This window comes from Njordella aestuarii, from assembly GCF_056494165.1.
Genome location: NZ_CM151397.1, coordinates 6054097 through 6067050 on the forward strand (window position 1 = coordinate 6054097; position 12954 = coordinate 6067050).

Annotated in this window: 8 protein-coding genes; all 8 read right to left on the reverse strand. The window is 50.8% G+C overall.

Annotated features, from left to right (window positions below):
* Nucleotides 1-7: 7 nt before the first annotated feature.
* Nucleotides 8-853, reverse strand: coding sequence for a sugar phosphate isomerase/epimerase family protein (locus SH451x_RS23700; RefSeq protein ID WP_479359743.1), 846 nt, complete (start codon nt 851-853; stop codon nt 8-10).
* A gap of 61 nt (nt 854-914) precedes the next feature.
* Nucleotides 915-2054 (reverse strand): Gfo/Idh/MocA family protein, encoded by a 1140-nt coding sequence (locus SH451x_RS23705; RefSeq protein ID WP_479359744.1) that lies wholly within the window; start codon nt 2052-2054, stop codon nt 915-917.
* A 47-nt stretch (nt 2055-2101) separates the two neighbouring features.
* Nucleotides 2102-3136, reverse strand: coding sequence for a sugar phosphate isomerase/epimerase family protein (locus SH451x_RS23710; RefSeq protein ID WP_479359745.1), 1035 nt, complete (start codon nt 3134-3136; stop codon nt 2102-2104).
* Nucleotides 3137-3271: 135 nt separating this feature from the next.
* Nucleotides 3272-4537, reverse strand: a complete 1266-nt coding sequence (locus tag SH451x_RS23715) for a hypothetical protein (RefSeq protein WP_479359746.1) — start codon at nt 4535-4537, stop codon at nt 3272-3274.
* A 381-nt stretch (nt 4538-4918) separates the two neighbouring features.
* Nucleotides 4919-7930, reverse strand: coding sequence for a protein kinase domain-containing protein (locus SH451x_RS23720; protein ID WP_479359747.1), 3012 nt, complete (start codon nt 7928-7930; stop codon nt 4919-4921).
* On the reverse strand, nt 7851-8753 hold the full coding sequence (locus SH451x_RS23725) for a diguanylate cyclase (RefSeq protein ID WP_479359748.1): 903 nt from the start codon (nt 8751-8753) through the stop codon (nt 7851-7853). Before SH451x_RS23725 ends, SH451x_RS23720 begins: the two co-directional genes overlap by 80 nt.
* 206 nt (nt 8754-8959) lie before the next feature.
* Nucleotides 8960-11017, reverse strand: coding sequence for a tetratricopeptide repeat protein (locus SH451x_RS23730; protein ID WP_479359749.1), 2058 nt, complete (start codon nt 11015-11017; stop codon nt 8960-8962).
* A 94-nt stretch (nt 11018-11111) separates the two neighbouring features.
* On the reverse strand, nt 11112-12929 hold the full coding sequence (locus tag SH451x_RS23735; protein WP_479359750.1) for a caspase family protein: 1818 nt from the start codon (nt 12927-12929) through the stop codon (nt 11112-11114).
* Nucleotides 12930-12954: the final 25 nt, after the last annotated feature.

Sequence of the window (12954 nt, forward strand, 5' to 3'; positions counted from 1 at the left end):
GCAACGATTACGAACGCATCGCAACTTGACTGGTCATAAACGCATAGGCATCGCGAGCAAGCTTCAATTCAGTATCGAACATCTTACGCCAAATTCTGGTTGCGGCAGCGAGCTCCGGCAGTGCCAGACCAAATGCCTCCACGACTAAGTATCCGTCGTAGCCGATGTCGCGAATCGCATCAAAGGTCTCTTTCCAACGAACGTTGCCATGCCCCGGAGTGCTGCGGTCATTTTCGCTAATGTGAATATGACACAGCATGTCTTTGATGTTATGGAACGCCAGCGGGATACTTTTTTCTTCGATGTTAGCGTGGAAAGTGTCGTACATCATCCGGCAACTCGAATGATTTACTTCGCGACAGAATTGCGCCGCGTCGGCCTGTGAATTGAGAAAGTAGATCTCGAAACGGTTTAATGGTTCGACGGCAAGCTGCACTCCAACACTTCCTGCGTGTTCGGCCGCCGCACGCATACTTTCGACGCCCCATTTCCATTCATCTTTGGTTCGCATGTTGCCAGAAAAATGGCCGATCGCAGAATGGTAGGGACCAACTAAAGTCTTGACACCTGCAGCAGCACAGCAGTCTAACGTTCGCTTGTTCAGCTCAATGCCTTTCTTTCGTACAGCAGGATCTGGATCGATCGGATTATCCTCTGCATTTCGTACCGTCACCGCAGTCCGCTCTAGGCCTAAGTTGTCTAGATGTTTGCCGAGGGCAGCGTAGTCCATATCCAGATTGAAAATGGGAACCTCGACGGCGTCGTAACCGATCTTCTTTAGTTCTTCCAAGGTTGGCAGCATTGCGTCGGTAATCTCGCCCGACCACAACAAAAGGTTCATCCCAAATTTCATAATTGACAACGCTTTCTTAATTCAGACGGATAGCTACTTTGAAGGATATGGAAAGTTCAAATTAAACATTCAGCCACTGGCCAGATTTGGCGCTGGCCAAGACTGCGTCACAGACTTTTTGAGTCTCTAGTGCATCTCGGAAAGTCGGCGGACATGGCGTACCATCAGCGACGGATTTGAGGAAATCGGCGACGTGATGGACGAACGAATGTTCGTATCCAATTTGCAGCCCCGGCACCCACCAGTTGCTCATGTAAGGCTGATCTCCGTCCGAAACGTGGATACTCTTCCACGCTCGCAGTTTGCCTTCATCGCGGTGATCGAACCAACGCAGGCGATGTAAATCGTGCAAATCCCAGAAGATCGAAGCGTTTTCGCCGTTAATCTCAAACGTATAAAGCGCTTTATGTCCCCGTGCATATCGAGTCGACTCGAACGTTGCCAGCGAACCATTCTTGAATCGAGCCAGGAAAGCCGCCGCGTCGTCGATACCCACAGCCTTCATTTCACCAGTGTCGGCATGCACTCGTTCTTTAACAAACGTTTCCGTCAGCCCAGTTAGCGACGAAATACTACCGTTGAGCCACAAGGCAGTATCAATACAGTGCGCCAAGAGATCTCCGGTTACTCCCGAGCCGGCCGCGTCGACATCCAATCGCCATGTCGCTGCTCCACCTTGAGGCACATCTTCAGAAATCGTCCAATCCTGCAGAAACAGAGCGCGGTAATGAAAGATTCGTCCCAAGCGACCTTCGTCAATCAATTGCTTGGCCATGGTTACGGCCGGAATGCGACGATAGTTGTACCAAACGGTGTTCGCAACGCCAGCTTTTTCAACCGCTTCGCACATCTCTTCGCCTTCGGCAACGTTCATTGCCAATGGCTTTTCGCACAAGATCATCTTGCCCGCCTTGGCTGCCTCAATCGCGATCTCCTTATGCAGCTTGTTAGGCGTACAGATATCGACAGCATCGATGTCGTCGCGCTGCAGCAGCTTCTTCCAATCGGTTTCAATACTCTTGTAGCCCCATTGATCCGCGAACCCTCGTGCCTTATCGGCATTTCGAGCGCAAACCGCTTGCAAGACAGGCTGATGCTCAAGATCAAAGAAATGATTGACTTTGGTGTAAGCGTTTGAATGCGCACGGCCCATAAAACCGTAGCCGATCATTCCAATGCGAAGTGGTTTTCTAGTTGACATAGCGAACAATTTACCTGAGTTATTGTGAGCAAAAATTAAAGTCGATACTATGCATATTCCGTTTTCTCTTCAGCCGCTTCTGCGACTTCGATCATCTTGGCTAGAATCGTATTCCAAGTATCGACTTTCTCCAACGTTGCGTTAGGGAACATGCATCCATCCCAGCAGATATGTTTGATGCCTCGATCGGCATAATCCTGCAGCCAGTATTGCGAGCAGCGTACAATATCGAGCTTACCATTGGGATCATCGGCAGGACAATGTTTACCAGTCTTGTCGTGGTCGCCGGCCCCGTGAACTTCGCCGTCGTTTTGAGCCACGTGGAAGTCGATCGTCCACGGTCTCAACTCCTCGGTCATTTGCTCGTAAGCCGTATAAAATTCGGCTTCAGAATAGCCCGGCTGAAGCAACGCATGTTCAGGCGCGTTGTAACCTAACAAATACAGGTATGTGTGAGCCAGATCTGCTTGAAAGCCAAAAGTTTCTGGCATTCCGACGCCTTCCAAAATATCGATCATATCTTGCCAAGAGTGCAACCCAGCCCAGCAAATTTCGCCTTCAGCGGCCAATCGCTCGCCATGATCGGCCGCAATTTTAGCGGCCTCTTGAAAGGTTTCCACAATCCGTTGAGTGTTCGCCTTTTTATCCAGGCGCCATTTTTCAATACCAAATTCAGCCGAGTCGAGCCGAATGACACCGTACTTTCGAATGCCATGTTCATTAAAAATTTTGGCAATCCGACACCCGACGCGAACGGCGTCCAGGAATTTAGCCCTGGCAGCAGCGTCTCCCATCGCAGAATCACCCACGGTCCCCTGCCACACGGGCGCAACTAATGAACCGACCGAAAATCCGTGAGACTGAATAAGGTCAGCGATCTTATGAATGTCATCATCGCTTGCATTGGGATCGGTGTGTGGCAAAAACAGGAAATAGTCGATGCCGTCAAACTTTCGCCCGTTAACTTCCGCCGCAGCTGTTAGCTGCAACATTTTCTCGAGCGAAATTGGTGGTTCTTGACCAGGCCCATCGCCTTTGCCAACCAACCCAGGCCACATCGCATTATGTAATTTTAGACTCATCCGCCCACTCTCACTCATCAACGTGTTAAAATCCCGGAACAGGCCTCACCGGCTCTATACATGAACCGGTTGAGAAATTCTGAAACAAGGTGTTACTAGTCGCACCTGCATTTTATTCAAAGCTAGAAATGCGTGTTAGCGGTTCGCTTTCCAAGCACCATTCTTTGGCAAGTTCGAATGAACGTCTGGGCCAAAGTATCGCAGACCGACCAGTGGTTCGCTGCCGGTGTTTTCGATTTCAACACCTGCCGTTGCCGCTTCGTGACTAATGAATACTTCGTCTTCAGTCTCTTGACCAAAGCGAATCATAGCTGGAGTCTGCAGCGCTAATTTGCCCATGCGTCCCTTGCCCTGCACCGTAATCCAACTGCTCGTGCCTGGATCTTTCAAGGTACACTTTGCACCTGGTTCGATCGTTAGCTCTTTGGCGCTGAAAAGCTGTTGCCCGTCGACCGTTCCGTACACGACCCAGCGATCCGTATACCCGTCGCCGCTGCGAGCGGAGTCGACGATCGGTTCAATGTAGTTATTGTCTTTGAAGTGTGTATCGACGTTCTTCTCCCAGTCCAACTGGCCGATGATGAAGTCTAAATCCTGATGCTTGTCTTCGGGCATATCTTTCACCAACAGTTCCCAAGGAACATAACGCCCCTCGACGATCGATTGGAACATGCCGAACACATCGCTGCCCCACTGCGGTTCGTAGGTGCACAGCGAGCCTGGGGCATGCAAAACGCCGGGAGGAATTAACCAGCCTGTGCCGCGCTCAAGCCGGTAGGCTTTGGAAAGATCCAGAATGCCGTTATCGCCTCGATTCCAGTTTTCCAAGCATTTTCGCAGTTGAGCTTTCGTAGTTCCCGGCTCCAGCCCCATGAAAGTGTAGGAAAAGTTATTGTCGACGTTGTTGTACTGCGGGGGGAAATAGTAGCTCTCGGGCTTCCCTTCGCGTCCGACTAGAGCTGCGTCTTCTGCTTTTTGATGCATGTGGTGAGGAATCGGCCCCATGTTGTCAAAGAATTTTGAGTAGACCGGCCAGCGGTTGTACTTGCTAAAGATCGATTTGCCGACCAGGCGATCGCCGGCTTCCTCGACGGCGTCCTTGAGCAAAAACTTTTGGCCTTCGAAGCTACAAAAACTAAAGCCTTCGTGCCAAACACGGCCGTCGTTGGCTGCTTCGGTTGTAGATCCAAACCAGCGTTCATCAATTCCGCCGCGATCAGCGCCAAACGAATATAAATCGTCCGGATGCAGCTTAATTCGGCGTCCCGGATGCAAGAAACTGCGAGGCACCCAGGTTGGGGTTAGCCGCAGCAGGCCTTGGCCAGCGTCCAGAGCACGGTCAAGAATCTTGGAGACACTGTCTCCCTTTACCAGTCCATCGTCAAGTTTTATCGTTGTCATATGATTGAGAGTGGGATGCGGCTGAGGTGGGATTAATTCAGAATAGTTTTCGGACGATTCGCCGCCGCAGGTGCGATAGCATTGTTGTAGTCGGCTCGGTAGGACTCTTCAAGCAGTCGTGCCCTTCTCCACGACATCACGCAAAGTCGCAGCCGCCGCCTTAGATATGTCCGTTCGCGGCTATCTTCGCTGATTTTCCTAGTAAGAATGCCGCTTCATGCAGACAAAATCAGCCGCTACAACGTCAAAACAGGGACGTTGACGCCAATCTCGGAACCGTTGTAGGCCGCAAGCGTGCAGATCTACATGATCCGTTAGAAGGATCTCCTAGAACGGCCCTTACGGCCAAGAACAGTTTACGATGCGAAACGGAATGTAAAGCTAGTCTGCGACTGCTTGAAGTTCAATCAAGAATCCTCTTACCGCTTCGTAGTCAGGCCTAATTTGGAGCGCTGCTTCATACTCGCGCATCGCATTGTGGCTGTCGCCGGAATATTGCAAAGCAACGCCATGGTAGAATCGCGTGGCCGCATCGTTTGGTGAAAGTCTGGCCGCATCCGACAATATTACTTTGGCCGCAACGTAGTCTTCCAAATCAATCAGGACGATCCCTTTCATTCGTCGCAATAGCGGATCATTTGAGTAAACTTGTTCCGCCTGTTTGACTATCGCAAGTGCTTGCCGACGATCACCCGATTGAGCAAACTCGCGGGCTCGATGCTCGATTTCGTCGATAGTCAGATCTGCTAAATCGATCGCATTGGAAGCCGATGAGCTTGGCTCAGTAACCGTTACTGCTGACTGTTGATCTGGTACCTTAACACCACTTTGCCTAAGTGTTCCTGCTGCGGTCTTTGTTCTAGACATCGCCACAGCTCTCTTCTTTAATTGCATGTCGGACGGCGACAGTTCCGTGGCTATTTGCGTTTGCACCAGTGCTTCATCCGTCTGACCGGTACGAACAAGTGCGTCAGCCAAGTTTAGTCGAGCTCCGATACTTTGCGGTCGCAGCGCTACTGCGGCGGTGAGGTATCGCATACCATCTTCTGGTCGTGGAGGATCATGAGCGACTGCAAGGGCCGTGCCCAAATAGTGGTTGACCCAGTAGTTTGAGGGATGGCGTTGTTGAGCAATCTGTAGATATTGAATCGCATCATTGTTCCGCTCCAGCATAAAAAGCGTCCCAGCCAACTGGATGATGCTAAAGGGCGGTTGCTGCGAAAGTTCAGCAGACGCCGCGAGTTGTCGCAAAGCAGCCAAGTCCGCATCTAAGACGGCACGCCGCAGCGACGATCGCCAGTCGTCGGGATCAATGCTCTTTAAAACTTCGCACGCCCAGATCGCTTCCGCTCCTTCGCAGATGAGCTCGCAAACTTGAGGCTCACCTGCACCGCGCACGAAAGTCAATCGAACTCTTTGCCCCGGCCGACGGGTCATCAGGCGATACGTCTGCGATAACATCTGATCGACCGTGAACGTTTCCAGAAGGCTCACATCGTCAACCTTCAGCAGTCGATCGCCGACTTGAAATTGCTGCGTTCGAAATGCAGGCCCCTGCGATACCACTTCGGCAACATTGATCCGCCCGCCTTGATGATGCAGGTACAACCCGGCTCCAATTGGTATCTCGTTGAGCAGGAAGTCCAACGATTCGACTATCTTTTCGTGTACCGACTTCGGGCTACTTAGAATTCGTTCCGCGGCCTCCTGCGCAGTCATTTCAACTGGTTCGATGCCAAAGCTCCGAAACGCATGCAAGACTCGCTCGACGCCCGCTTGACGGCCAAACGCGTCCAAGCCATCAGCATCCGACTCGAGGGTGGCTCCTGTCTGCACAACACGTTCGCGAGCGTCCTCCAATTGCTTGACTAATTCCAAGGCCTCTTGGTCAGCAACGATTGCAGCTTGAACATCGTTTAAGCGATTTTGCAAAGCCGGCAGTTGCGATCGATTGGCGAGCAGTGATTCGGCTTTGGCTAGAGCGGTCCGCGCCACGACAAATTCTTCGAGCGAAGTCGGTCCACCTTGGGCGGCTCTTTGCCGTGCCGCATCGGCATCGTCCATCAGAAAGCTTGCTTCCGAAGATACCTGAGCAAGTTCAGCTCGCTTTTCGCTCTCGTATCGCCACCAATTGACGGCAAGGTAGATTCCGCTGACAAGCAAGGTGATCGCGACCACAACAGATGCTAAGAATGCCGGCTTACGTCGCTGATACAGTTTCTTGAGTCGATAGCCTAAACTCGGTGCCACCGCACTGACAGGTTCGCTCCGCAAATATCGCTCAAGATCGTCGGCAAGATCATCGGGTGTGGCGTAGCGACGTGTCTTGTCAGATTCGATCGCTCGCAACGTGACCCAATCAAGATCCCCTTTAATTGCGGCGTACCACTGCGAAGCTTTCGTGAAGCCCATTTTCGACGCAATGCTTTGTTTTGCCGGAGGCTCGAACGTGCCGAACCGTGTCGAAGGCGTTAATGGCTGGAAGTTTTGGATGTGCGCAATCACTTGCGCGAGGCTTTGAGCATCTCCAGGCGGAGCGGTTAACGGCGTCGAACCAGTTAGCAGCTTGAACAAAATCGCGCCGATCGCGAAAACGTCTGTGCGGCCGTCGACGCCAACCCCGGCGGCTTGCTCAGGACTCATATAAGCTGGCGTGCCAACCATTTCGCCGACGCGCGTTGCATGGCAACTCTGTTCGTCATATTTCTCATCGACAAACTTGGCAATTCCAAAATCGATTACCTTAACGACAAGCCTACTTTCGCTGCGGTCATTTAATTTTGCAACGAGCACATTGCCGGGTTTTAAATCGCGATGTACCACACCGATACTATGAGCTCGACTGACTGCGCGCGCGATACGGACAATCAATTCAACACGAGCCTTGAGATCCAATCGTTGTTCGTCACAAAATCGATCGATAGGCAAACCTTCGCAGTACTCCATCGCAAAGTATGGATTACCATCAGGCGTAGCATTCGCTTCGTAAACGCGTGCAATATCGGGATGGTCCATCAAAGCCAGCGCTTGTCGCTCGGCATGAAATCTTGCCAAGGTAGACTTGTCGGCAAGTCCGCGTTTGACCATCTTCAAAGCAACCGCTCGCTTGACCGGTTGCTGTTGCGTCGCCTTAAAGACCGTGCCCATTCCTCCGCTAGCGATGACGCTTTCGATCCTAAAGTGACCGATCGAACTTCCGATCATCCCGTCATCATCGTTGCACGAAAAATCCGGCTTAGATTCAACAATGGGAGGAGTTGGCGTTGCAGCGATTACAAAAGGTTGGGCAAAACCCGCACTGGTCGAATCGATATTAGCTGCAGACACGATTACGCCCGCTTCGCTTGGCCGCATATAGCTTTTCGTCAGCAGCTTGAACCAACTCGTTCGCATTCTTTGGTTGTGTCAGTGCAGCAAATTCAGCCACTCCCACGCTGATCGTAATCGGAAGAGGTCCGACCGAAGTAGGAAAGGTCTCCGATTCTACCGCCAGTCGACATCGCTCGGCGACGTCAACAGTCTCTTCCAAACTGACACTAGTTAGTAAGATCGCGAACTCTTCACCGCCGTAGCGTGCAAAGACATCATGATCAGCGACGACGTTTCCGATTCGGCGTCCCATTTCCTTCAAAACTTCATCGCCGGCCAAATGACCATGCGTATCGTTGACTGACTTGAAGTGATCGATATCGAACAGAATCAGCGAAAGCGGCGTTCCACGGTGACATGATTTTTGAAACTCGCGACCAATGATGTCCAGGAAGTAGCGTTTGTTTAAGGTGCCTGTTAAACCATCACGTGTCATCATCGAATAGACAGCTTCATGGTACTGCAGTTCGATGTGATTGCTCGACAAGAACTTGTAGATAAAGCCTCCGAACTGCACTCGGTCGCCGGGAACTAGACGCGAACTTTCAACACGCGTTTCATTTACGCAGGTTCCGTTGGTGCTGTTTAGATCGGTAACTTGATAACCCTCTGCAGATCGTTCGATGATCGCATGCTTTCGCGAAACCGAACTATCGGAGATACAAAGCCCGGCGGTATTCTCGCGGCCAACAACGACTGACGACTCCGTCAATTCAAACAATTGATGATTCAAATCCAGCGGGTGAATTTGAAGCAAGCAACCTGTTTGGTCCGATGTTTCTTGAGTGTTGGCTGTCTCTTTGGTGACAGTAGCTTCCCAACCGCAAGGCATCTCTTTAGTACTCATATTCGAACTCATTTTTAGCAGTGATCTGCGATAGTTGCAGATTTTGATTACTTAGTGGATTGGCACTATTTCCAATAAAATCCAACCTACCCTAGGTCTTTCCCAAGACGCGAGGGTCACTCCGAAGCCGACTAAATCGAACCGCACGCTTTTGCAGAAGCAAATATTCCGATTGTGTCGGATATCGCGACTGGGTTAGTTCCGAACTATTTCCCAACACGCGCTTGTACAGTTCTCAACTGTGATTGAAAGGTTCCATTCGATGGGTCGTACTTGGTTGCTAACTGCAGTTCGGCAAATGCAGCATTGAAGTCGCCCTTCGCGATGTAGGCCTCAGATTTCTCAAAGTATGCGCGGGCTAGATGTTCTTTGTGTCGAGTCGCACGGTTCAAATGTACTAGCGCTTCATCGTATTTATTCAGCTTGAGATAGACCATGCCGATTCCCATATGCGCTTCGCCGTAGCCAGGGTTTATCTCCAACGCTTTGTTGAAAGCGTCGATTGCTTGCGTGTACTGTCGATTGGTGTAGAGGTCAAAGCCGCGGCCTTGCCATAGATCTGCAGACTTTGGATTAGCTCTCAAGCCTTCTGCAATCGCGTGGCCCGCGTGCCCGTAACCTTTCTGCTTCTGAATGACCATTGCGCGGGCGGAGGCGATATCGAAATACGTCGGCATGATGCGTTCGGCAGCCGCGATATCATCCATCGCAGCTTTGTAGTTACCGCCGTTTGCATTGCTGATTGCTCGGCGACAGAAGTATCCTGGAATTTGATCGTTGCATTCGATAGCCAAACTGAACTGAGCGACCGCATCGTGATGCAGTGACTTCTTTTCGAGTGCATAGCCTTTTAGAAAGTACAACGCAGGCATATTTTTTGTACCCGCAATGCCACGCTCAAGGTGCGAAAGTCCTTCATCGATCCTACCTTTAGCAAAGCAATATGCTGCAAACATGGCACGCGCTTCGGGATGTGCGGGATCGATCTCAATTCCAATCTGTGCTTCACGCCCCATGCCTTCCAAGTCATGCAGATGGTGATAAGCAAAGCCGCGGATCACGTGGGCCATCACAAAGTTTGGATCGCACTCTACAGCTTTCGTTGCATCTGCAAAAGCCTTTTCGTACTTCTGCCCAATTCGATGTGCATTTGCGCGGGCAACATAGGGCAGCGGATCATTGGGGGCAGCGACAACCGCCGCTTCAGCAATTTGAAGTGCTTCCGGAACAGTTGAGAGGTCCCGAAATTGTTCGGCGCGATAAGTCATCAATCGCGATCTTTGCGCAAGTGCTCGTCCATCCTCTGGGTGAGCGGCGAGTACTCTATCGACGATCTTATCTGCTTCGTCATAGCGATCTTCGCGGATCAGATTTTGAATCTGATCCATGTCATCAACGCCTAACGAATGATCAGCCAAAACAAACACACCCGAGAAATTCTTTTGAATGTATGGCTGAATGCCCGCGGCTGCCGCGTTGCTCGTGTACTGTTTCTTCACGTATCGCTCGACGTCCGACAAGGTCACGCTGCCATCGCTCCCCGCTGCAGATCCTTCTATACCAGAGATTACAGCGGAGAAGAAACAACCTACCTGATTGGACGGACCGCTAACGTAAGAAAGCGATTGCTCTGGAGAACAATTAAAGAATACCGCAGTGTTGGCTGGCGGCTCGGGTAGATTATTTAGCTTGGTAACAAAGTTTTGTTTGAACGATGAATGTAAATCTTTAGCAAACGGTTCGGCTTGCATTGCATCGATCAAGAGCAGCTTCTGATTGGCCATGCACTCACCGACTAAATGATAAATCTCTTCTAAAGATATGAGCGTGTTAACATCTTCGACATCCGCATCCAAAGGACACAGAAAGTACGAGCCAGACTTCGCTTGCAATCCGTGACCACTGAATGCCACCATCAATTTGTCATCAGGCGTCAGAACCTTGGTCAACTGAGTTAGCTGGCCAAGTATGTTCGATTTGGTTGGTGCAGCTTGTGGATTTTCAGCTCCAGTACTGTTGGTTAGTAGCTTGACCTGTTGAGCGTCAGCGCCAGCTCGAATCAGCAGTTCAGCAAACTTGCTCGCGTCGTTTTCTGCAAGCGGGACGCGCACCAATTGATCAGGATCGTAGTCGCTGATGCCAATCGCTACTGCGTACTTGTGAACAGATGCAGGGCCGTCGGCTTGCACTTGCCCGACTGAAGCTAGAAAAATGGTCCAAGCAAACGCAAACGAAAATTGAGGTAATGGGATTGAAGCAAGCATGTTAAGAACCTTTGATGGACAAATTGCGTAGAGCGTGAGCTCAGCATTTATAATTAGGTTTTGTTAAGTGACGGGTAATTTCAGTACGGCGTATTTATTGTGCAAACCGTTGAGTCGGAGTCTGAGCTGTGGGTCGAGTTGGACGTTTATCAACTGATTGGTTGTAAGCTGGCGTTCTTTTTTGTGAAACAAATTCGCGCACAGTTGCTAGATCGGATCGTTTTGGATTGATCTTCGAGGCTCGATCAACATCTTCCCGGGCCGCTGGATAGTCGCCGACGCGAGCGAGGCTGACTGCGCGCCGCAAGAGGATCTCATCATCTTGATCATCCAGGCGAATAGCTGCGGTATAAGCCAGAATCGCCTTGTTATGCTCACCCATCTGATCATGTCCGTAAGCTTTGACAAAGTGCAGCATCGGGACGTCTGGATAGAGCGCAATTCCGCGTTCTAACAATTCGAACCCCTTCTCCATTTCGCTTATAGCAAACAGCAATCCGGCAGCCACGGAGAGAACTAACGGGTTGTTGTCGTTCAGCTCGAGAATCGTTTCCAAATCTGTACGCATGAAAGCATCGTTCTCCATGGATTTGTAAACTACCGCTCGGTAAACGAAGGCGAGAGCATCATCTCTCTGGATTTCAATCGCTCGATTACAATCTTCTAGAGCTGCAGGATAGTTGCCGGCGATGCGATGAGCGTTGCATCGCGCCAGAAATGCACTCGGTTCCTGCGGAGCCAACTGGACGGCTTTTTCAGCAAGCTGCAACGACTCTTCAAGCAATGCTGGATCGCTTTGTGATTCCGCCTGTTCGCTCAGGACACGAGAGCGTTCTGCAAGGGCTAGAGCATTGTTAGGATTTACGCTCAGGATCTCATCGATAATCGCTGCTGCTTCTTTTTTCGCGCTGCGGATCCAAAGCTCATTTGCACGTTTAATTTTACGCCCAACATCAGACTTGGCCAGTAGCGGCTGCAGTCCTGGTGTATTGTTGCGCATCACTGGTTGCTGCGTCGCGGCATATGTCTTGCTGACAAACGATTCAACATCCTTCTTTACAAAACGTTCGAGATCTGGCAACGTAACCAAACCATCAGGGCCGGCTGCAGCACCATCGAGTCCGCGAGAAACAGCGTGGAAGAATACTCCGTTGACCATATGCATTTGCTGCCGCTCGTAGGCCACCTGCCCTGGCGAACAACTCAGGAAAACCGCAGTATTCGCTGGCGGTTCTGGGATATTCTGTTGAACCGTTGATGATGCAACGTTGCCTGATTGCTTTTCGGACGAGCCAGAAGCGGCATCGAAGTTCAACTGGACATTTTCTCGACACGCATCGATCAACAGCACCTTAAATTCGGAATTGCACGTTTCCAAAGCATCGTAGATTTCTTGCAAAGCCACTAGACTGCTCACCTCTGAAAGCTGAGCATCCGCTGGGCAAAAGAAGGTCTGACCATCTGCGGCTTGTAAACCATGACCAGCCAACCCAATGACAATTGTGTCTTGAGGTTTCCTGTCTCGAATCAATTTCTGTAGCTGCTTGCGTATGTTCTTTGCAGTTGGCAGAAGTCGAGGATCGCGTGCTCCGCTGCGATTCGTCATCAGCGCGATATTGCCAGTTGGAAATCCTCCCGTTACTAACACGCGGCTCAATTCGCTCACATCGGGCTCCGCACCCGGCAGTTCAATAAAGCCATCGTTCTGGTAGCTGCTTACACCGATCAGCAGTGCATACCGGTTAATCTCGGATTCAGTATCGGCTCCATCAGCAGGACAATACATAGCGTTGCACAAGAGCACACACAACAAAATCAGCTTTGGAATTTTTAGGCTGAATTTGCAGGTCGGTGCGCAAGCAGACGAATACATGATTCCAGACAGGACGCTATGGACGACGTTGCTCTTCATGGTGAAAAACCGTGCTTAGTCTGGA